The organism is Caballeronia choica (assembly GCF_001544535.1).
GTDB classification, from domain to species: Bacteria; Pseudomonadota; Gammaproteobacteria; order Burkholderiales; family Burkholderiaceae; genus Caballeronia; species Caballeronia choica.
Window position 1 is genome coordinate 224187 of sequence record NZ_FCON02000001.1, and the last position, 21517, is coordinate 245703.

Genomic DNA, 21517 nt, shown 5'->3' on the forward strand with positions numbered 1-21517 from the left:
ATGCAGACCGCGTCTCAAGTCGAAGAACCCGCGCCGCTGTGCGAGATCGAGAACCTGCGGATCGGCTTCCCGGCGCACGACGGCACGCTCACCGATGCCGTGCGCGGCATTTCGCTGACCGTGCAAAGGGGCGAGCGGCTGGGTATCGTCGGCGAATCCGGGTCGGGCAAGTCGCTCACGGGGCGCGCATTGCTCGGCCTCTTGCCGTCCGGGGCGCAATGGTCGGCGGATGCGTTGCGCTTCGAGGGCGTCGATCTTCTGGCGATGCGTCCCGGGGAGCGGCGGCGCCTCTGCGGCACGCAGATGAGCATGATCCTGCAGGACCCGAAGTACTCGCTCAATCCGGTGATGACGGTCGCGCAGCAGATGCGCGAGGCGTTCAGGCGCCATGAGCCGAAGCTCGGCGCGCGTGCGATGCGCGAGAAGATCGTCGCGGCGCTGGCGGCGGTGCACATCCGCAATCCGGAGCGCGTCGCGGATGCGTATCCGCATGAATTGTCGGGCGGCATGGGGCAGCGCGTGATGATCGCGATGATGGTGTCGGCGGGGCCGCGTCTCCTGATCGCCGACGAACCGACGAGCGCGCTCGATGTGCTCGTGTCGATCCAGGTGCTCGCCGTCCTCGACGAGATGATCGAAAAGCACGACACCGGCCTCATCTTCATCAGCCACGATTTGCCGCTCGTGATGTCGTTTTGCGACCGCGTCGTGGTGATGGTGGGCGGGCGTGTGGTCGAGACTTGCGCGGCGCGCGACCTTGCGAACGCGCAGCATCCGTATACGCGTGGCCTGCTTGCGGCCAATCCGCCGCTTGTCGATCCGCCGGATGAATTGCCGACCTTGCGGCGGGATCCGGCGTGGTTTGCCGAGCCGTAAGCAACCGCTCTGCCTCCCCCAACTTGAGCCCCGCACGATGATCGAAGTTCAGAACGCCCACATCCGCTTCAAAACGAAGACCGGCTACGCCGACGCCGTCCGCGACGCATCGTTTCATGTCGATGAAGGCGAGGTGTTCGGTCTGGTCGGCGAATCGGGTTCCGGCAAGTCGACGATCCTGCGCGCGCTCACCGGTCTTGTGCCGCTGGCAAACGGCGCGATGCAGATCGGCGCGCATTCGCTCGGCAAGAAGATCGACCGCGCATTTCGCCGCGACGTGCAGATGGTGTTTCAGGACCCGTACGGCTCGCTGCATCCGCGCTTCACCGTCGACCAGACCTTGCGCGAGCCACTCGCGATCAACCGCATCGGCGACGAGGACGAGCGCATCCTGAACGCATTGCGCGAAGTCGGGCTCGGACCGGCGTTTCGCTTTCGCTACGCGCACCAGTTGTCGGGCGGACAACGGCAGCGCGTGTCGATCGCGCGTGCGCTGATCGTCGAGCCGCGCGTCCTCTTGCTCGACGAACCGACCTCCGCGCTCGACGTCTCCGTGCAGGCGGAAATTCTGAATCTGCTGCGGCGTCTGCATCGCGAACGCAAGCTGACGATGATTCTCGTGAGCCATAATCTGGCGGTCGTCGGGTTCCTCTGCCAGAGGATCGCGGTGATGCGCAACGGCGAGGTGCTGGAGCAGCTTTCGATCGACGCGGTGCGCTCGAACGACGTGCAGCACGAGTACACGCGCAGCCTGCTGCTGGCAACCCAGGGTTACAAGCGGAAGGTGGCGGAAGTCATCGGCGTGGATGCGGCGCTTTGATTGGCAAGACGGCGTCTGCCATGGGGATGTTGCACAAACAAGACCCGTGCCGAACGTTCGTGCCATTGGTGGAATCGCGTTGCGCGTCGGCTGATAGAATGGGTTCTCAGGCTTTCGATGTCTCCCGATGTGACCCGAAAAGCGTCACGGACGGCGTTCCGGCCCAGAGGGCCACTTTAACGAAATCGCAAAAGACCGGCCGGGTTTCGCGCCCGACAAGCCGGTCGACATCCCCGATGAAACTGCTAGATGCTTTGGTCGAACAGCGGATCAGCGCGGCCGCCGCGCGCGGCGAGTTCGACGATTTGCCCGGCGCGGGCGCGCCCCTCCAGTTCGACGACGACGCCCTCGTTCCCGAGGAAGTCCGCGTCGCGAACCGGATTCTGAAGAACGCCGGCTTCGTGCCGCCGGCCGTCGAACAATTGCGGGCGCTGCGCGACCTGCAGGACGAGTTCGACAAGGTCACCGATCCCGCCGCTCGCTGCCGCCTGCAAGCGAAGATGCTGGCGCTCGACATGGCGCTCGAATCGCTGCGTGGCGGTTCCACCGTGCCGCATGAATATCGGCGGCGGATCGCCGAGCGGCTCTCCGAGCGTGCGCAAAACCGCGCCGGGGAGCAGCCGGAGTGAGTCTCCCCGCGCCCGAAGCCTCGTTGAGCGCCGCCGCCGAGCGCGATCGCCGTTTCATGGCGCTGGCGCAGCAGGCGGCCGACACGGCGCGCGCCGCAGGCGAAGTGCCGGTGGGCGCGGTGCTCGTGCGCGGCGACGAAGTCATCGCGACCGGCTTCAATCATCCGATCGGCGGGCACGATCCGTCGGCGCATGCGGAGATGGTCGCGTTGCGCGCGGCGTCGCGCGTGCTCCAGAACTACCGCCTGCCGGGCTGCGAACTCTATGTGACGCTCGAACCGTGCCTCATGTGCGCCGGCGCGATCATGCACGCGCGCATCGCGCGGGTCGTGTTCGGCGCGCCGGACCCGAAGACGGGCGCGTGCGGCAGCGTTGTCGACGTTTTCGCGAACGAGCGGTTGAATCATCACACGACGGTCGTCGGCGGCGTGCTCGCCGACGAATGCGGCCAGGCGCTGCGCAATTTCTTTGCCGAGCGCCGGCAACTGGCGCGCGCGGAACGCGACGCGCGCAAGGCGCGCGAGGCCGCGCAAAACGGCATCCTCACTCGAACCGATATCCCATGATCGTCAAGCCCCGCACCATCGATTTCGTCGCGCCTTCCGGATATCCGCACGATCCCGCGGCGGTCGAGCGGGGGCTCGAGCGCTTGCGTGCGCAGGGACATCGGCTGGAAAACCTGCACGCGACGAAACGGCGCTACCAGCGTTTCGGCGGCACCGACGGCGAGCGCGCCGCCGACCTGAACCGTCTCGCCGATCCGTCGCGCCGCCTACCCGATATCGTGCTGGCGGTGCGCGGCGGCTACGGTGCGGCGCGCATCCTGCACGGACTCGATTTCGACGGTCTGCAACGGCGCCTCGCGGACCAGCCGGTCGCGATCGTCGGCCACAGCGATTTCACCGCGATCCAGTGCGCGCTCTATGCGCGCGCCGGCCTGAAGAGCTTCGGCGGCCCGATGTTCGCGGGCGATTTCGGCGCGGAGCAGTTGAGCACGTTCACGATGCAGAATTTCTGGAGCGCGATCACGCACTCGCACTTCACGGTGACGGGCAACACGCCGCAACAGCAATCCGTCGATGCAACCGGCATGCTGTGGGGCGGCAATCTCGCGATTCTGGCGTCGCTCGTCGGCACGCCGTACATGCCGCCGGTGGAGGGCGGCATTCTCTTCATCGAGGACGTGAACGAGCACCCGTTTCGCGTCGAACGGATGATTTATCAGCTGCATCAGTCGGGCATTCTGGGGCGGCAGCAGGCGCTCGTGATGGGCGAATTCTCCGGCGCACGGCTCGCCGACTACGACAACGGCTATTCGTTCGACACGATGCTGGAGCAGGTGAGGGCGGTGATCGGCGTTCCGGTCGTGACGGGGCTTCAGTTCGGGCACGTCGAGAACCTGCTGACGTTGCCGTTCGGCGCAACGGCGCACCTCGTCGCGCGGCCGCAGGGCTTCACGATGAAGTTGAGCGACTATCCGCATCTCGTCTGAAGCAGCCAGGCAGAAGCGCCCGCCGAGGGCGCTTTTTTGAATGCTCACGACGCAACTAACCGTCAATTTATCCATTCTCCGAGTTAACCCGGACGCTGTTCGCGACCGCCGTATTGTCGACAAAAAAGTGCGCTCAATGATGACAAAAAGTTGCCATATCGCCGGGAAGGCTTGTCAGCATTGAGTTTCTGACCGGTGACAATTCCATTCCAACCGCGATTGGCGACAATTCCAAAATTGAATTGTTGACAATATTTATGTCGGTTCTAAGATGTACAACATGCGAGCGAGCACATCATGTCCGACCCGAAACTGACCGGTTCAATGAACGCCAACGGTAATGGCAACGCGAATGCCGAGTCGATCGCCGAGAACATCCGCGCCGCGATCCTCGAGCATCGTCTTGCGCCGGGCGCCAAGCTGACCGAAGCGCAACTGTGCGAAGTGTTCGAGGTGAAGCGCGGCACGGTGCGCCAGGCGCTCGCGCAACTGGCGGGCGAGCGACTCGTCGACCTGGAGCCGAACCGCGGCGCATTCGTCGCGAGTCCGTCGCTGCAGGAAGTGCATGAAGTGTTCGAGATGCGCCGGATCATCGAAATGGCGGTGGTCGAGAGAATTTGCAGCGGACACGGCTCGCGGCGCCTGAAATCAATCAGCGCGACGATCGGACGTGAACGCCGCGCCTTCGAGAGCCATGATTTTTCATCGTGGATCCGTCTCTCGGGCGAGTTTCATACCGAGCTTGCGGCGCTCACGGGCAATACGGTGCTGTGCGAATGTCTGTCGGGGCTGGTCGCGCGTTCGACGCTGATCTCGGCGCTGTACGAATCGCTCGGCAAGAGTTCGTGCTCGTTCGAGGATCACGAAGCGATCATCGAGGCGCTCGACAGCGGCGACGCAGCCAAGGCCACCGAACTGATGGCGGGCCATCTGCGGGATGTCGAATTGAAGATGCTGGAGCGGCCGGCGCGTGGCGCGGTCGATCTGCGAGAAGTGTTTGCAAAGCCTGTCGAGCGGGACAAAGCGCTCGGCACGTGATGGTTCGGAAGCCGGCCAGGACCGGCACCGATAGAAGAGATGGAGACCGTGCCCCATCAGAGGGCACGTAATTAGCAGGACGTATGACCGCATGCGCCAGAACGGCTGCGTGCGGCACCCGTGAAAAGGCGCTCGCCAGAGCGCGAATGAAAACCGTCCCGGAGTCGCTTCGAGGGCGGGTCAGCAACAAGGCCCGTCGAAGCACCGCTGGGTGAGTCTCGCAAGTCCGAAGCGTACCGCGCGAAGAAGCCAAGGTATCCGAATCGACGCTTTCCGCGTCGGGCCGCGCATTTGTCGAATTTTCATTACCCCAGTCGCCTTTCTCATGAAGGAGAAGTCATGGCCCAGTTCAGTGCAACGTCCAGCGAGTCCGCGCTGCCACCCTACGAAGATCAGTCGTCCGGGAACGAGCCGCATATGCCGGCCGGTTACAGCGACCGCCTCTATAACGAAGACCTCGCGCCGCTCAAGCATCAGACCTGGAGCGCGTACAACATCTTCGCGTTCTGGATGTCGGACGTGCATAGCGTCGGCGGCTATGTGTTCGCCGGCAGTCTCTTCGCGCTCGGCCTGACGAGCTGGCAAGTACTGGTGTCGCTCTTGATCGGTATCGGGCTCGTGAATGCGCTGTGCAACCTGATCGCCAAGCCCAGCCAGCAGGCGGGCGTGCCGTATCCGGTTGCGTGCCGCGCGACGTTCGGCGTGCTCGGCGCGAATATTCCCGCCGTGCTGCGCGGGCTGATCGCGGTTGCATGGTACGGAATCCAGACGTTCCTGGCATCGAGCGCACTCGTGATCGTCGTGCTCAAGTTCGTGCCGCAACTGATGCCTTATGCGGACGTGCACAAGTACGGCTTCGTGGGCTTGTCCGCGCTCGGCTGGGCGGGCTTCATGATCCTGTGGGTGTTGCAGGCGGTGGTGTTCTGGCGCGGCATGGAGATGATCAAGAAGTTCATCGACTTCGCGGGCCCGGCCGTCTACGTGGTGATGTTCCTCCTCGCGGGCTACATGGTGTGGCGCGCGGGCCTGAAGAACATCGGCCTGAACCTTGGCGGCGTGAAGTACCACGGCATGGAAGTCGTGCCGGTGATGATCACGGCGATCTCGCTGGTGGTGTCGTACTTCTCCGGCCCGATGCTCAACTTCGGCGACTTCTCGCGTTACTGCAAGAGCTATCGCAGCGTGAAGCGCGGCAATTTCTGGGGCTTGCCGGTCAACTTCCTGGCGTTCTCGCTGGTCACCGTCGTCACGACCGCAGCCACCTTGCCGGTGTTCGGCCAGTTGATCACCGATCCGGTGGAAACCGTCGGCCGCATCGACCATCCGACGGCCGTGATCCTCGGCGCGCTGACCTTCACGATCGCGACGATCGGCATCAACATCGTGGCGAACTTCGTGTCGCCGGCTTTCGACTTTTCGAACGTCGCACCGCGTCACATCAGCTGGCGCATGGGTGGGATGATGGCGGCGGTGGCATCGATCTTCATCACGCCGTGGAACCTGTTCAACAACCCGGCCGTGATTCACTACACGCTCGACGTGCTCGGCAGCTTCATAGGACCGCTGTATGGCGTGCTGGTCATCGACTTCTTCCTGGTCAAGCGCGGCAAGCTCGTGGTGGACGATCTGTACACGACTTCGGAGACGGGCCGCTACTGGTACACGAAGGGTGTGAATCGCCGTGCGGTGGCGGCGCTGTTGCCGGCGGCGGTGATCGCGGTGCTCTGCGTGATGATTCCGTCGCTCGAAGGCGCTGCGAACTTCTCGTGGTTCATCGGTGCGGGACTGGCCGCGGTGTTCTACTGGTTCCTGGCGGACAAGAAGGCTGCGAACTAAGCTGAAAGAGTCACGAGAGCCGCCGGCCGGGAGCGCACCGCGCGACGAAACCGGCGGCACAACGTAGCAACGCAATTGGAACCGAAGCAACCGAAGGAGCAGGAAGATGCGAATCAAGCTGATCAACCCGAACACGACGCAGCGAATGACTGAATCGATGGGGCGTTGCGCGAGAGAGGTTGTGTCCCCCGGCACGGAAATCGTCGCGGTCAGCCCGACGATGGGCCCGGCGTCGATAGAAGGCTACTACGACGAAGCGATCGCCTCGCTCGGCATGCTCGCGGAGGTCGAATCGGGTGAGCGCGAGGGCTTCGACGGCTACGTGATCGCGTGCTTCGGCGACCCGGCGCTGTACGCGGCGCGAGAACTCGCGCACGGTCCGGTGATCGGCATCGCGGAAGCCGCGATGCATGCGGCAAGCGTGATCGCGCCGGGCTTCTCGGTCGTGACGACGCTGGCCCGGACCTGCGGCATGGCATGGCATCTCGCGGAGCGCTACGGCATGACGCGTTTCTGCAAGAACGTGCGCGCCACCGACGTCGCGGTGCTGGATCTCGACGTCCCCGGCTCGGCGGCCCGCAACATCATCATCGACGAATGCCGCAGGGCGCTCGACGAAGACGGGTCGGATGCGATCGTGCTGGGCTGCGCGGGCATGGCGGAGTTCTGCCACGAAGTGGAGGACGCGATCGGCGCGCCGGTCGTGGAAGGCGTGACGGCGGCCGTCAAATGGGCCGAGGCGCTGATCGCCCTGAAATTGCACACTTCGAAACGCGGCGACTTCGCGCGCCCGCTGGCGAAACGCTACGACGGCGTGCTGGCCGACTACAGCCCGCAAGACAAGCACATACACCGCAAGTGACCCGCACTATCTGCGCTGCTGTATGGGCGCACGAGGACGTTTTCGCTACACTGGACCATCGACTCACCCGCTTTCATTCGTCACTACCGTCATCAACGTCAACGCCATGTCCAACGATCCGAACTATCCTCGCGACCTGATCGGCTACGGCCGCAACCCGGTCTACGCCAACTGGCCGGGGCGCGCGCGCGTCGCCGTGCAGTTCGTCCTGAACTACGAAGAGGGCGGCGAGAATTGCGTGCTGCACGGCGATCCGGGCTCGGAGCAGTTCCTGTCGGAGATCGTCGGCGCGGCGTCGTATCCGTCGCGTCACATGAGCATGGAATCGATCTACGAGTACGGCTCGCGCGCGGGCGTCTGGCGCATCCTGCGCGAGTTCGAGAAGCGCAAGATGCCGCTCACGATCTTCGGCGTCGGTATGGCGATCGAGCGGCATCCGGAATTGGCACGAGCGTTCGTTGAACTCGGGCACGAGATCGCGTGCCATGGCTATCGATGGATCCATTACCAGGACATGTCGCCGGAGCGCGAGGCGGAGCACATGCGCCTCGGCATGGAGGCGATCGAACGCGTGACGGGCGTGCGTCCGCTCGGCTGGTACACCGGCCGCGACAGCCCCAACACGCATCGGCTGGTGGCGGAACACGGCGGCTTCCTGTACGACTCCGACAACTACGGCGACGACCTGCCGTTCTGGATGGACGTCGAAGTGACGGGGGGAGCGAAGAGTCCGCAACTGATCGTGCCGTACACGCTCGACACCAACGACATGCGCTTCGCCACGCCGCAGGGCTTCAACACCGGCGAGCACTTCTTCACGTACCTGCGCGATGCATTCGACGTCCTCTACGAAGAAGGCGACGAAGCGCCGAAGATGCTTTCGATCGGCATGCATTGCCGTCTGCTCGGCCGTCCGGGACGTTTCCGCGGCCTGCAGCGTTTTCTCGATCACATCGAACAACATGACCGCGTGTGGGTGACGCGTCGCGTCGACATCGCGCGGCACTGGCGCGAACATCACCCCTATGAAGGCGGCAAACAATCCAACGGGACGACGGCATGAAGGCGATGCACTACACACTCGATCAACTCAACGCACTGCCCGCGGAAACGTTCGTCACCGTGCTGTCGGGCATCTTCGAGCACTCGCCGTGGGTGGCCGAAGCGGCCGTCTCGCAACGGCCGTTCGCCAGCGTCGCTGCGCTGCACGCGACGATGTCGGGCGCGGTGGAGGCGGCAGGCGAAGGGCCGCAACTCGCGCTCATCAACGCCCACCCGGAACTCGCGGGCAAGGCGGCGGTGCGCGGCGAACTCACCGAGGAGTCGACCCGCGAGCAGAGCGGCGCGGGCCTGAACCTCTGCACGCAGGAAGAATTCGACCGTCTCCAGGCGCTGAATGCCTCGTATCGCGAGAAGTTCGGCTTCCCGTTCATCCTCGCCGTGCGCGGTTACGACCGCCACGGCATCATCGCGAACTTCGAAAAGCGCGTGAATCACAGCCGCGCCGAGGAGCTTCGCGAGAGTCTCGATCAGATTTACCGGATCGCGCGCTTCAGGCTCGATGACCTGATCAGCGCTTGAATCCGTGCTTATATCCGCTTAATACCGCAGCACGAACCAGGACGAAGACAATGGCAATCCCGACACTCGATCCCAACGCGCCCGAATTCACGCGCCGATATGTGAATCTCGCGGACCCGCGTCTCGGCGCGCAGGCGCTGGAGGCGAGCGACGACTTCTTCGCGCCGAAAGAGCGCATGCTGAACCCGGAGCCGGCGGTGTTCATCCCCGGCAAGTTCGACGACCACGGCAAGTGGATGGACGGCTGGGAAACGCGCCGCAAGCGCTCGACCGGATACGACTGGTGCGTCGTGAAGCTCGCGCGCCCGGGCGTCATCAAGGGCATCGATCTCGACACGAGCCACTTCACCGGCAACTTCCCGCCGGCCGCATCGATTGAAGGTGCGCATGTCGCCGACGGCGGCGCGCCGAACCAGTCGACCCAGTGGACCGAGATCGTCCCGTCCACGACGCTGCAAGGCAACAGCCATCATTACCTCGACGTCACGACGGACCAGCCGGTCACCCATCTGCGCGTGAACGTCTACCCGGATGGCGGCATCGCGCGTCTGCGTGTGTACGGCCAGCCGCAGCTCGACTGGAGCAACGCGAGCCGCAGCGAACTGTTCGACCTCGCCGCGATGGAAAACGGCGCTTATCTCGTCAACGCCAACAACCAGCACTTCGGGCTCGCGTCCTCGCTGCTGATGCCGGGACGCGGCGTGAACATGGGCGACGGCTGGGAAACGCGCCGCCGTCGCGAGCCGGGCAACGACTGGTGCATCGTCGCGCTCGCGCAGCCGGGCATCATCAAGAAGATCGAAGTCGACACCGCGCACTTCAAGGGCAACTATCCGGATCGCTGCTCGCTGCAGGCGGCTTACGTGAAGGGCGGCACCGACAGCTCGCTCGTCACGCAGGCGATGTTCTGGCCGGTATTGCTCGGCGAACAGAAGCTGCAAATGGACAAGCAGCATTTCTTCGAGTCGGAACTGGCGGCGCTCGGCCCCGTGACGCACGTGCGCTTCAACATCATTCCGGACGGCGGTGTATCGCGTCTGCGTCTCTTTGGAACGCTCGCATGAAAAAGCTCGCTATCGAACCGTTGACGCGTGCTGCGTTCAAGCCTTTCGGCGACGTCATCGAACTCGATGGCGCGAAGCAGATTCCCATCAACCTCGGCACGACGATCCGCTTTCACGATCTCGCGAACATCGACGTCGAAGCTGAAAATGGCAGGCCGCTCGTGAACCTGTTTCGCGGGCAGCCCCGCGTGCTGCCGTTCGAAGTGAAGATGCTCGAACGGCATCCGCTGGGCAGCCAGGCATTCTTGCCGTTGAACGACAAGGCTTACCTGGTCGTGGTGGCGCCGGCCGGCGATCTCGACGAAAGCGCGGTTCGCGCGTTCGTCACGCGCGGCTGGCAGGGTGTGAACTACGCGAAGGGCGTCTGGCATCATCCGCTGATCGCACTGGATGAGGTGAGCGATTTCATCGTCGTCGATCGTGGCGGCGACGGGCTCAATCTCAACGAGCAGGATTTGCGCGAGTCGCTGTGGCTTACCGAGGATGCGATGCGGTAAGCGGTAGCGCGGCGGGCAGGGCAAGAAAAGGACCAGTGATGGTCCTTTTTTGTTTTGTGCAGCGGTTCCTGAATACTTGTCAACCACGGCGCCTCGCTCTTGGCTTACACTAAGCTTTCGAAATGGCCGTGCGATCAACACGGCTCATCTTTTCGTCATACAGAGGAGCGATGGCAATGAAGACGGAACCGCAAAAAGAGCACGCGTGGCTTTTGAAACTGTGCGGCGACTGGACGTCCAAAGGCGAGATGACGATGCAGCCCGGGCAACCTGGCGAGACCTGGGAAACGAACGAACAGGTGCGTTCGCTCGGCGACATCTGGGTGCAGTGCGAGGGGAAGGGCGAAATGAAGGATGGCAGCGTCGCGACGACCATCATGACGCTCGGCTACGACACGCAGACGAAAGAGTTCGTCGGCAATTTCGTCGCGTCGATGATGACGCATATGTGGATCTACGAAGGCGCGCTCGATGCCGACGAGAAAGTGCTCACGCTGAACACCGAAGGACCCGATTTCTCCGCGCCGGGCAAATACGCCAGGTACAAGGACGTCATCGCGATCGAAAGCGACGACCATCGCACGCTCACGTCCTACATGCAGAATGACGACGGTCAATGGCATCAGGTCGTGCGCGCGGACTACTGGCGCAAGAAGTGACAGGCCCATGCAAACGAGGCCATGAATCTGCATTCATGGCCTCGTCGCTTCAAACACAGCGATACACGTACCCCAGACCGCTTACCTCACAGCACCGCCATCGAACCACGCGGCGATCTTCTGGCGTTCCGCATCCGTCATCTCCGTGACGTTGCCAAGCGGCATCGCCTTGAGCGTCACGGCCTGCTGATGCACGCGCTGCGCGTTCTGCGAGATTTCGTCCGGCGTGTCGAGCAGGACGCCGGCCGGCGCACTGCCCATCATCGTCGGATGCGCCGAGTGGCACGCGGCGCAGCGCTGCTGGATGATCGGCGCGATATCGGCAACCTTGATCGCCGGCGCACCCGCTGCCTGCGCGACTGCCACCGTGGGAGCCGGCATCGTCCACGCGAACGCGCCCGCCACCAGCACGAGACCCGCCACCGGCATGTACCACAGCACCTGGCCGCGGTGACGCATCACAAAGAACTGCCGGATCAGCGCGCCCGCCAGCATGATGAGCACGAGAATCAGCCAGTTGTACTTGTGCGTGTAAGTCATGGCGTAGTGGTTCGACAGCATCGCGAACACCACGGGCAGCGTGAAATACGTGTTGTGCACCGAGCGCTGCTTGCCGCGCTTGCCGTAGATCGCGTCGGGCGTTTCGCCCTTCAGCATCGCCGCGACCATCTTGCGCTGGCCCGGAATGATGACGAAGAACACGTTGGCCGACATGATCGTCGCGATCATTGCACCGGTGATCAGATACGCGGCGCGTCCCGAGAACACGTGGCACGCGATGAACGCCGCAATCAGCACATAGATGCCGACGCAGATGCCGAGCAGCTTGTCCTTGGTGCCAAGCAGACGGCACAGCGAGTCATACACGATCCAGCCCGCCATCAGAAAGCCGAGCGCGGCGGATACAGCAACGACCGGTCCCATGTCCAGCACGTTCTTGTCGATCAGATACGTGCTCGGCGAAAGCAGGTACAGGACGAAGAAGAGGCCGAATCCCGACATCCACGTGGTGTAGGACGGCCAGAACGACCAGTGCAGGCTCTCCGGCATGTCCTGCGGCGCGACCGAGTACTTCTGCATGTGATAGAAGCCGCCGCCATGCACGTGCCAGAAATCGCCGAACACGCCGCGTTTCCTGGCGTTCGGGTCCTGCGGCGGTTTGAGACTGTTGTCGAGCGCGACGAAGTAGAACGACTCGCCGATCCACGCGATCGCGACGATGACGTGCAGACAGCGCAATACGAGATTGAGCCAGTCGGTGACAAAACCTTCCATGTACTCCTCCACTACCGATTCGTTATGCGCACATCGTCACGGTTGTCGGGGACGGGCGCGATGTGCTGGTCTGTTGTGTCGATGCTGCCGCTCAGCTTCCGCGATAAGTGCTGTAGGCCCAGGGCGAAACGAGCAGCGGTACGTGATAGTGCGACGCCGGATCGGCGATGCCGAAGCGCAGCGCCACGCGATCGACGAAACGCGGCTCGGGCACCTTCACGCCGATTGCCGCGAAGTAGTCGCCCGCATGGAACACGAGTTCGTATTCGCCGATGGCGAGTGCTTCGCCTTCCAGCATCGGCGAATCGGTGCGGCCGTCGTCGTTGGTGGTGATGGTTTTGAGCGCGCGGCGGGTGTCGCCCGAGAGCGCGAAGAGTTCGACCTTGATGCCGGCGCCGGGACGGCCGTGCGCGGTGTCGAGCACATGGGTTGTGAGCTTGCCCATTCGCAGGTTCCTTGTGTTGTGCGATGAACGGCTGCGCATCGATCCAACCAGTGCGTCGGCGGCGGATCGAGGCTCCACGTGAGTGGCTACATACCCGTCGGCGTGATCAGATGCGCGCCGTGTACAGCATTTTAGAAACTTGGCGGCCGCTGTGCGCTCGCGATAGGAAAGATAATCCCCAGCGCATGACAGCGGCGCGTAAGGCTTGAACGACTTGAGCCATGGATATCCATTCATGGAGCGTTTCAAACGTCCACGGTTACCCGGCGATGCTACCTGCGCCAAAATTCACGAATATATTGGGGGCGTGAAGGCGACTATGGCGGCGTTCGGATTGCCAGCGGGATTTTGGCTACCGACATTGAGGCCTCGCGCAGATTGGCTGTGCGTCCCGAAGACGGCGATCGACGCTGGGTAACCGGGGCTTTTCTCAACCCCTCTCTTACCCGAAAACCGGAGATCGACTTTATGCAACAACGGGAACAACGCTCACGAACGCTGCTGGTCAGGAACGCGCAGGTGCTCGTCACGATGGACGGCACGCGCCGCGAGATTCGCGACGGCGGCCTGTTCATCGAAGGAAACCGCATCGTCGCGGTTGGCGCGACGAGCGAACTGCCCGAGACCGCCGACGAAGTGCTCGACATGCGCGGGCATCTGGTGATCCCCGGCCTCGTCAACACGCATCACCACATGTACCAGAGCCTTACGCGCGCGATTCCCGCCGCGCAGAACGCCGAGTTGTTCGGCTGGCTCACGAACCTGTACAAGATCTGGGCGAACCTGACGCCGGAGATGATCGCCGTGTCGACGCAGACCGCGATGGCCGAACTGCTGCTCTCGGGCTGCACGACGTCGAGCGATCATCTCTACATCTACCCCAACGGCAGCCGCCTCGACGACAGCATCGCGGCCGCGCGCGAGATCGGCATGCGCTTTCATGCGGCGCGCGGCAGCATGAGCGTCGGGCAGAAGGACGGCGGACTGCCGCCGGATTCGGTCGTCGAAAAGGAAGACGCGATCCTGAAGGACACGCAACGCCTGATCGAGACATACAACGACGAAGGCCGTTACGCGATGCTGCGCGTGGTCGTCGCGCCCTGTTCGCCGTTCTCGGTGAGCCGCGAGCTGATGCGCGATTCGGCGCTGCTCGCGCGGCAATATGGCGTGTCGATGCATACGCATCTGGCGGAAAACGTGAACGATGTCGCTTACAGCCGCGAGAAATTCGGCATGACGCCCGCCGAGTACGCCGAGGATCTCGGCTGGGTCGGGCACGACGTGTGGCATGCGCACTGCGTGCAGCTCGACCGCGCCGGCATCGAGCTGTTCGCGCGGACGGGGACGGGCGTCGCGCATTGCCCGTGCTCGAACATGCGGCTTGCCTCCGGCATCGCGCCGATCCGGGCGATGCGCGACGCAGGCGTGCCGGTCGGATTGGGCGTCGATGGCTCCGCGTCGAACGATGGCGCGCAGATGGTCGCGGAAGTGCGTCAGGCGCTGTTGCTCCAGCGCGTCGGCTTCGGTCCCGATGCGATGACCGCGCGCGAAGCGCTCGAAATCGCGACGCTCGGTGGCGCGAAGGTGCTCGGCCGCGACGATATCGGCGCGCTCGCGCCCGGCATGGCGGCGGATTTCGTCTCGTTCGACCTGTCGCAGCACGCGTTCGCGGGCGCGCTGCACGATCCGGTCGCGGCGCTGGTGTTTTGCGCGCCGTCGCAGGTGTCGACGAGCGTGATCGACGGAAAGGTGGTCGTGCGGGACGGACGGCTGACGACGCTCGAACTGGGCGCGCTCGTCGAGCGGCACAACCGGCTGGCGGGGGAACTGGCGAACCAGCGGTGAGTTGACCAGGTTGACCGGCGCGCGGGCGCCGGCGGTCCACACCGTCAGGGCTGATCGATCAGCGACCGGGTCGCCTCCGCCACCAGCCCGCGCAGCCAGCGCACTTCGTCGGAGTAATGGCAGCGCTCGTGCCACAACTGGTAATACTGCATCGGCGGGAAGTCGAGCGGCGCGGGAATCACGGTGAGCGGCAGGAAACGCGCGTAGTGATCGGCGAAGAGGCGCGTCGTCGTGAAGACCAGGTCCGACTTGATCAGCACGTAAGGCGCAAGATTGAAGTACGGCAGCGTGACGACCACATGGCGCTTCAACCGCTCGCGCGCCAGATGCACGTCGATCGCGCCGCGCTGGCCGACCGAATACGGCGTCGGCGCGAGATGCGGCGCGTTCAGGTACTGGTCGAGCGTGAGCACGCCGCGCTTGGCGAACGGGTGCGCGCTGGACACGAGGCACACGATCTTGTCGACGAAGAGGTTCGACAGGTGCAGTTGCTCGGGCGGTTCCGGCCAGTTGCCGACGACGATATCGAGCTTGCCGTCCTCCAGCGCGAGTTCATAGTCGAAGGCGGGACCGAGCGAATGGAATTCGAGCGTGGCGTTGGGCGCGGCGATGCGAAAACGCTCGACGACCGTCGGGACGAAGAGCACGTTCAGATAGTCGGGACAGCCGATGCGATAGCACCGCACGGACGTCGACGGCTCGAAGTTGTGTTGCTGGACCTTGATGCGCTCGATTTCGCGCAGCGCGTTCTGCGTCGGTTCGAGCAGGCGCAGGCCGTATTCGGTGGGCACCATGCCGGACTTGCCGCGCACGAGCAGGGGGTCGCCCGTGATGTCGCGCAGACGCCTGAGCGCTGCGCTGATGGCGGGTTGGGACTGGTTGAGCTTGACGGCCGCGCGGGTGACGCTGCGCTCCATCAGCAAGGTATGCAAGACGCGTAATAAGTAAGTGTCGATCGCCTCGCGCTGCTGACTCATGTTATCTCCGGTATATGTTCTGGCTGATCGACTTATGTGTGGACCATATCATTTTTAATATGACACAAAGATCGCGTCAAGGTGGGCTTACCCGCAAACACTGGCTTGGCGCCGTGTCCCGCATTATTTTGAGTTATCGACGGAACGCGTCGAATTCGGTATCTTCTGCCCGCGGTCCGGCTTGCCCCTTGGGCGAGGCGGCCTTCCGTAACCAGTCAAGCTCGGCATTGCGCACTCTCTGACCTCATGGGCGACGCTACCTTCACCTCCAATCCGCCGCCGCGCCTGTCGCTCAACGGCATCAGCAAGCAATACCCGGCCGTCAAGGCGAACGACAACGTCACGCTCGTCGTCGCGCCCGGCGAAATCCACGCGGTGCTCGGCGAAAACGGCGCGGGCAAGTCGACGCTGATGAAGATCATCTACGGCGCGGTGCGGCCGGACGAGGGCGAGATCCGCTGGGAAGGCGAGGCCGTCGAGATCGGCAGTCCGGCGGCTGCGCGCAAGCTCGGCATCGGCATGGTGTTCCAGCACTTCTCGCTGTTCGAGACGCTGACGGTCGGCGAGAACATCGCGCTCGCGCTCGACGACAAATTCGATCTCAAGACGCTTTCGAAGCGCATCCGCGAGGTGTCGGCGGATTACGGGCTCGACGTCGATCCGCAGCGGCATGTGCACAGCCTGACGGTCGGCGAGCGACAGCGCGTCGAGATCGTGCGGTGCCTGCTGCAAAATCCGCGCTTGCTCATCATGGACGAGCCGACCTCGGTGCTCACACCGCAGGCGGTCAAGAAGCTCTTCACGGTGCTGCGGCGGCTGGCATCGGAAGGCTGCAGCATTCTCTATATCAGCCACAAGCTCGACGAAATCCAGGCGCTCTGCGAAAACGCGACCGTGATGCGCGGCGGCCGCGTGACGGGCAGCGTCGATCCGAGGAAGGAAACGCACGCGTCGCTCGCGCAACTGATGGTCGGCCATTCGCTGCCGGACTACACGCGCCGCGTCCATACGCCCGGCGATGCGCTGCTCGTCGTGAAGCACCTGTCGGTGGCGAGCCCGGACCCGTTCGGCACGTCGCTCGACGATGTCTCGTTCGCGGTCAAGGCCGGCGAGATTTTCGGGATCGCGGGCGTGTCCGGCAACGGTCAGGCCGAGTTGCTGGCTTCGCTGTCGGGCGAAATCCGCGACCGGCACGTCGCCGCCGATGCCGTCACGATCTGCGGCAAGCCCGCCGCGCGCCTGAACGCGGGCGCGCGCCGCAAGCTCGGCTTCGCCTTCGTGCCGGAAGAACGGCTCGGACGGGGCGCCGTGCCGGCGATGTCGCTCGCCGACAACGGCCTCCTGACCGCGCATCGCGAGAACATGGTGAAGGGCGGCTGGATCAACGCGAAGACCGTGCGCGCCTTCGCCGACCGCTGCATCCAGTCGTTCGACGTGCGCTGCGGCGGCAACGCCGCGCTCGCGCAAAGCCTCTCGGGCGGCAACTTGCAGAAGTTCATCGTCGGACGCGAGATTCTCCAGGAGCCGAAGGTGCTGGTCGTCGCGCAGCCGACCTGGGGTGTCGACGTGGGCGCGGCCGCGTTCATCCGCCAGCAGTTGCTCGACCTCGCGGCGCGCGGCGTCGCGATCCTGGTGATCTCGGAGGAACTGGAAGAACTCTTCGACATCTGCGACCGCCTCGCCGTGCTCGCGCGCGGCAAGCTCTCGCCGGTGCGCGCGACCGGCGACACCAACGCCGAAGAGATCGGCCTCTTCATGGCGGGCCTTTTCGACGGCAAGCGCTCGCAACCCGCCGCCATCGATTCAATCAACAAGTAACCGCGATGATCTTTCCCTACCGACTCGAAGCGCGCCCGACGCCGTCCCGCGCGATGCAGCTTGCCGTTCCGGCCGTCGCGGCGGTCGCGACGCTCGTCATCGGCTTCCTGATTTTCAGCCTCGTCGGACAGGACCCGCTGCGCGCGATGCACGCGTTCTTCATCGATCCACTCTCGAACGTGAACGGCTGGTCGGAGCTCGTGCTGAAGGCGTCGCCGCTGTGCCTGATTGGCCTCGGGCTGGCGGTGGGCTATCGCGCGAACGTGTGGAACATCGGCGCGGAAGGCCAGATGCTGCTCGGCGGGATCGTGGCGGGCGGCATCGCGATCTACGCCGGCGATGCATCCGGCTGGTGGACGCTGCCGCTGATGATGCTGGGCGGCGTCGCGGGCGGCATGGCGTGGGCGGCGATTCCCGCGCTGCTCAAGAGCCGCTTCAACACCAACGAAATCCTCACGAGCCTGATGCTCACGTACGTCGCGACGCAGTTGCTGATCTACCTCGTGAGCGGCCCGTGGCGCGACCCGGAAGGCATGAATTTCCCGATCTCGGCGATGTTCGTCGACCAGGCGCTGTTCCCGCGCCTTTATGGCGACTGGCACTGGGCGTGGCTGAAGGGCACGCGGATCAACGCGTCGGTGTTCCTGACGGCGATCGCGATTCCGCTCGTGTGGGTCTTCATGAGGAAGAGCTTCGCGGGCTACCGGATGAACGTCGGCGGCCTCGCGCCGCTCGCCGCGCGCTACGCCGGCTTCTCCGACAAGAAGACCATCTGGACCTCGCTCCTGCTCTCGGGCGGCCTCGCGGGCCTCGCCGGCATGGGTGAAGTCGCCGGTCCGATCGGCCAGTTGCAGGCCGGCTGGTCGCCGGGATACGGCTTCACGGCAATCATCGTCGTGTTCGTGGGGCGCCTGCATCCGATCGGCATCGTGCTGGCCAGTTTGCTGATGGCGCTGCTCTATCTCGGCGGCGAAGCGGTGCAGACCTCGCTGCAACTGCCGCAGGCGCTCGCGGGCGTGTTCCAGGGGTTGCTGCTGTTCTGCCTGCTCGGTTGCGATCTCTTCGTCAACTATCGCGTGCGACGCCGGGTTTCCGCGCATCACGCGGCGTCATCCTGACTTTTCCTGATTCTTTCCCGAGGCTCACAAGATGGATGTCAATCAGGCCAGCAACCTTGCGTCGAGCGCCGTCGTCGCGGCCATCCCGCTGATGTACGCGGGCGCGGGCGAACTCGTCGCCGAGAAGTCGGGCGTGCTCAATCTCGGCGTCGAAGGAATGATGCTGATGGGCGCCGTCACCGGCTACGCCGTCACCGCGATCACCGGCAGTCCGTGGCTCGGGATCGGCGCATCGATCCTCGCCGGACTCGCGATGTCGCTGCTGTTCGGCTTTCTCACCATCACGATGCTCGCCAACCAGGTCGCGACGGGCCTTTCGCTCACGATCTTCGGCATCGGCTTCTCGGCGTATGTCGGCAAGCCGTACACGTCGGCGGCGGTGCGCGCGTCGATCGACGTCATGCCGATCCCCGGCCTCGCGTCGATTCCTGTGCTCGGGCCCGCGGTCTTTTCGCTCACGCCGCTCGGCTATCTCGCGTTCATCATGTTCGGCGTGATCGGCTGGTTCCTGTACCGCACGCGTGCCGGGCTCGTGCTGCGCTCGGTCGGCGAATCGCCGGCGGTCGCGCATTCGGTGGGCTTTCCGGTGGTTGGCGTGCGCTACGGCGCGACGCTCTTCGGTGGCGCGATGGCGGGCATCGCGGGCGGTTATTACTCGATCGTCTACCTGCACATCTGGCAGGAGCAACTGACCTCGGGACGCGGCTGGATCGCGCTCGCGCTCGTCGTGTTCGCGACCTGGCGCCCGGGGCGACTGATGATCGGCGCGTTGCTGTTCGGCGCAGTGATGGCGCTGCAGTTCTACGCGCAGGCGATCGGCGTGCCGGTGCCGACGCAGTTCCTCGCGATGCTTCCGTATATCGCGACGATCGTCGTGCTCGTGCTGATCTCGCGCAATCCGAACACGATCAAGCTGAACGCGCCGGCGTCGCTCGGGAAGCCATTCTTCGCGGCGAGCTGAAGCACGAGTCGGGGGGCGACCGCCAGCGGTGTTGCACATCAGCCGCACATCGCCGCCGCCGGTTCCGCTGCCATTTTTGACGCAACAAACTGACAGACGATTTCGCGTTTCACCAACAACATCGACCAGGAGAAGCACAATGAATAAAACATGGCTGAACGCGCTGACGGCGGCCGGTGGCAAACTCGGCACCGCAATCGCGCTGTCCGCCACGCTGGCGGCGGCGGGCGCTCAGGCGGCCGACGCGCCGGGCATCGCGTTCGTCTATCTGGGCAATCCGGGCGATGCGGGCTGGACCTTCGCACACGACGCCGGCAGCAAGGAAGCCGAGGCGCAGTACGGCAACAAGGTCAAGATCACGCGCGTCGAGAACGTGCCGGAGTCGGCGGATTCGGAACGCGTGTTTCGCGATCTCGCGAACAAGGGCAACAAGGTCATCTTCGGCACGAGCTTCGGCTACCAGGACTTCCAGTTGAAGGTGGCGAAGGACTTTCCCGACACCATCTTCCTGACGGCGACCGGCTTCAAGAAGGCGAAGAACTTCGGCACGTACGACGTGCGCATGTACCAGGGCGCGTACCTGGCGGGCGTCGCGGCGGGCTACGTCACGAAGACCAACACGCTCGGCTTCGTGGCCTCGGTGCCGATTCCCGAGGTGGTCCGCAACATCAACGCGTACACGTTGGGCGCGCGTTCGGTGAACCCGAAGATCCACACGAAGGTCATCTGGATCAACAGCTGGTTCGATCCGGGCAAGGAAAAGCAGGCGGCGGAAACGCTGATCGGCCAGGGCGCCGACGTGCTGCTGCAGAACACCGATTCGAACGCGACGCTCGCCACGGCTGCGGAGAAGAAGGTGTTCGCATTCGGCTGGGATTCGAACATGAAGAAGTTCGGGCCGAGCGCGCATCTCGGCTCGGTCGTCGCGCACTGGGGCGTGTACTACAACCAGGTGATCCAGCAAGTGCTGGATGGCAAGTGGAAGAACGATCCGGTGTGGCTCGGCATGCCGCAGAAGGCGGTCGACCTGGAAGACCTGAACACCGGCGCGATTCCGGCGAAGGCGATGCAGGCGGTCGCGGCGAAGCGTGACGAACTGCACGGCGGCAAGTGGGACGTGTTCACCGGCCCGATCAAGGATCAGGCGGGCGTGGAGAAGATTCCGGCCGGCAAGACGCTGACCGACCCGGAACTGCAGCGCATCAACTGGTATGTGGAAGGGGTGGACGGCTCGCTGCCGAAGTAAGCGCGCAGGCGTCGAAGTAACGCCGCACGCCTCGTGATGAAAAGGCCGCGCTTCGCAGGAAGCGCGGCCTTTTTTGCAATCGCTCAGTGGCGCGTGGACCTCATTCTTCCAGCCGCAAGCCCACCTTCAGCGTGACCTGCCAGTGCAGGACCTTGCCGTCCTCGATATGCCCGCGCGTCTCCGTCACTTCGAACCAGTGCATGTTGCGCAGCGTCTTCGCCGCCTTGGTGAGCGCGACACGCACGGCGTCGTCGCTCGATTGCGGCGACGAGCCGGTAAGTTCGATCAGCTTGTATACGTGTTCCGACATGGTGTTCTCCTTGGGTGAGGCAGATTGGCGTTGCATCGTGAAGATGTGCAACGATGTTGCAGCAAGGCGTGCACCACGGCCTTGCTGCTTGTGCTTTGAGAATGGCGCGATTGAAGCCCTGCGGCGACGCGCGACCTGCTCGCGGGATGCGAGCAAAGTCTCGCCGAC

General features: G+C 64.1%; 22 protein-coding genes. 18 read left to right on the top strand and 4 right to left on the bottom strand.

The features are described from left to right. The 13 genes from AWB68_RS00950 (at position 1) to AWB68_RS01010 (ending at position 11354) form a co-directional block, all read left to right on the top strand. Positions 1-876: an ABC transporter ATP-binding protein gene (locus AWB68_RS00950; RefSeq protein ID WP_087642472.1), complete on the top strand. Its 876-nt coding sequence runs from the start codon at positions 1-3 to the stop codon at positions 874-876. A 37-nt stretch (positions 877-913) separates the two neighbouring features. Then, on the top strand, positions 914-1696 hold the full coding sequence (locus AWB68_RS00955; protein WP_087642473.1) for an ABC transporter ATP-binding protein: 783 nt from the start codon (positions 914-916) through the stop codon (positions 1694-1696). Positions 1697-1932: 236 nt separating this feature from the next. Further along, the gene (locus tag AWB68_RS00960; RefSeq protein WP_087642474.1) at positions 1933-2325 is read left to right on the top strand and encodes a DnaJ family domain-containing protein; all 393 of its coding nucleotides are present in this window, start codon (positions 1933-1935) and stop codon (positions 2323-2325) included. Further along, positions 2322-2891, top strand: a complete 570-nt coding sequence (gene tadA / locus AWB68_RS00965) for a tRNA adenosine(34) deaminase TadA (protein ID WP_235028140.1) — start codon at positions 2322-2324, stop codon at positions 2889-2891. Before AWB68_RS00960 ends, tadA begins: the two co-directional genes overlap by 4 nt. Further along, complete coding sequence (ldcA, locus tag AWB68_RS00970; RefSeq protein ID WP_087642476.1) at positions 2888-3817, top strand: muramoyltetrapeptide carboxypeptidase; 930 nt, start codon at positions 2888-2890, stop codon at positions 3815-3817. The genes tadA and ldcA overlap by 4 nt, the downstream gene beginning before the upstream one ends. A gap of 297 nt (positions 3818-4114) precedes the next feature. Further along, the gene (locus AWB68_RS00975) at positions 4115-4855 is read left to right on the top strand and encodes a GntR family transcriptional regulator (protein WP_087642477.1); all 741 of its coding nucleotides are present in this window, start codon (positions 4115-4117) and stop codon (positions 4853-4855) included. Between the two features lie 339 nt (positions 4856-5194). Continuing rightward, positions 5195-6691: an NCS1 family nucleobase:cation symporter-1 gene (locus tag AWB68_RS00980; RefSeq protein ID WP_087642478.1), complete on the top strand. Its 1497-nt coding sequence runs from the start codon at positions 5195-5197 to the stop codon at positions 6689-6691. Positions 6692-6797: 106 nt separating this feature from the next. After that, positions 6798-7553: an aspartate/glutamate racemase family protein gene (locus AWB68_RS00985; protein WP_087642479.1), complete on the top strand. Its 756-nt coding sequence runs from the start codon at positions 6798-6800 to the stop codon at positions 7551-7553. A 106-nt stretch (positions 7554-7659) separates the two neighbouring features. Beyond that, a complete protein-coding gene (gene puuE / locus AWB68_RS00990) occupies positions 7660-8616 on the top strand; it encodes an allantoinase PuuE (protein ID WP_087642480.1) in 957 nt (318 codons plus the stop codon). After that, positions 8613-9134: a 2-oxo-4-hydroxy-4-carboxy-5-ureidoimidazoline decarboxylase gene (gene uraD, locus AWB68_RS00995; protein ID WP_087642481.1), complete on the top strand. Its 522-nt coding sequence runs from the start codon at positions 8613-8615 to the stop codon at positions 9132-9134. Before puuE ends, uraD begins: the two co-directional genes overlap by 4 nt. A 50-nt stretch (positions 9135-9184) precedes the next feature. Further along, positions 9185-10198, top strand: a complete 1014-nt coding sequence (alc, locus tag AWB68_RS01000; protein WP_087642482.1) for an allantoicase — start codon at positions 9185-9187, stop codon at positions 10196-10198. Then, positions 10195-10695: an ureidoglycolate lyase gene (locus AWB68_RS01005; protein WP_087642483.1), complete on the top strand. Its 501-nt coding sequence runs from the start codon at positions 10195-10197 to the stop codon at positions 10693-10695. Before alc ends, AWB68_RS01005 begins: the two co-directional genes overlap by 4 nt. Positions 10696-10871: 176 nt before the next feature. Continuing rightward, on the top strand, positions 10872-11354 hold the full coding sequence (locus AWB68_RS01010; RefSeq protein ID WP_087642484.1) for a DUF1579 domain-containing protein: 483 nt from the start codon (positions 10872-10874) through the stop codon (positions 11352-11354). A gap of 81 nt (positions 11355-11435) precedes the next feature. Here AWB68_RS01010 and AWB68_RS01015 read toward each other — a convergent pair whose 3' ends face one another. Next, positions 11436-12629, bottom strand: coding sequence for a urate hydroxylase PuuD (locus tag AWB68_RS01015; protein WP_087642485.1), 1194 nt, complete (start codon positions 12627-12629; stop codon positions 11436-11438). A 91-nt stretch (positions 12630-12720) separates the two neighbouring features. Next, positions 12721-13074: a hydroxyisourate hydrolase gene (uraH, locus tag AWB68_RS01020; protein WP_087642486.1), complete on the bottom strand. Its 354-nt coding sequence runs from the start codon at positions 13072-13074 to the stop codon at positions 12721-12723. A 468-nt stretch (positions 13075-13542) separates the two neighbouring features. On the opposite strand from uraH, the gene AWB68_RS01025 reads away from it, so the two are divergent. Next, on the top strand, positions 13543-14919 hold the full coding sequence (locus AWB68_RS01025; protein ID WP_087642487.1) for an 8-oxoguanine deaminase: 1377 nt from the start codon (positions 13543-13545) through the stop codon (positions 14917-14919). A 44-nt stretch (positions 14920-14963) separates the two neighbouring features. Here AWB68_RS01025 and AWB68_RS01030 read toward each other — a convergent pair whose 3' ends face one another. Beyond that, positions 14964-15896 (bottom strand): LysR substrate-binding domain-containing protein, encoded by a 933-nt coding sequence (locus AWB68_RS01030; RefSeq protein ID WP_087642488.1) that lies wholly within the window; start codon positions 15894-15896, stop codon positions 14964-14966. A gap of 246 nt (positions 15897-16142) precedes the next feature. Here AWB68_RS01030 and AWB68_RS01035 point away from each other — a divergent pair, with 246 nt between their 5' ends. From AWB68_RS01035 to AWB68_RS01050, 4 genes are all read left to right on the top strand, one after another. Further along, positions 16143-17714, top strand: a complete 1572-nt coding sequence (locus AWB68_RS01035; protein ID WP_087642489.1) for an ABC transporter ATP-binding protein — start codon at positions 16143-16145, stop codon at positions 17712-17714. A gap of 5 nt (positions 17715-17719) precedes the next feature. Continuing rightward, positions 17720-18832, top strand: coding sequence for an ABC transporter permease (locus AWB68_RS01040; protein ID WP_087642490.1), 1113 nt, complete (start codon positions 17720-17722; stop codon positions 18830-18832). Positions 18833-18863: 31 nt separating this feature from the next. Further along, positions 18864-19793: an ABC transporter permease gene (locus AWB68_RS01045; protein WP_087642491.1), complete on the top strand. Its 930-nt coding sequence runs from the start codon at positions 18864-18866 to the stop codon at positions 19791-19793. Between the two features lie 139 nt (positions 19794-19932). Further along, positions 19933-21039: a BMP family ABC transporter substrate-binding protein gene (locus AWB68_RS01050; RefSeq protein WP_087642492.1), complete on the top strand. Its 1107-nt coding sequence runs from the start codon at positions 19933-19935 to the stop codon at positions 21037-21039. A 100-nt stretch (positions 21040-21139) separates the two neighbouring features. On the opposite strand, the gene AWB68_RS01055 is transcribed toward AWB68_RS01050, so the two are convergent. After that, positions 21140-21349: a dodecin gene (locus tag AWB68_RS01055; protein ID WP_087642493.1), complete on the bottom strand. Its 210-nt coding sequence runs from the start codon at positions 21347-21349 to the stop codon at positions 21140-21142. Positions 21350-21517: the final 168 nt, after the last annotated feature.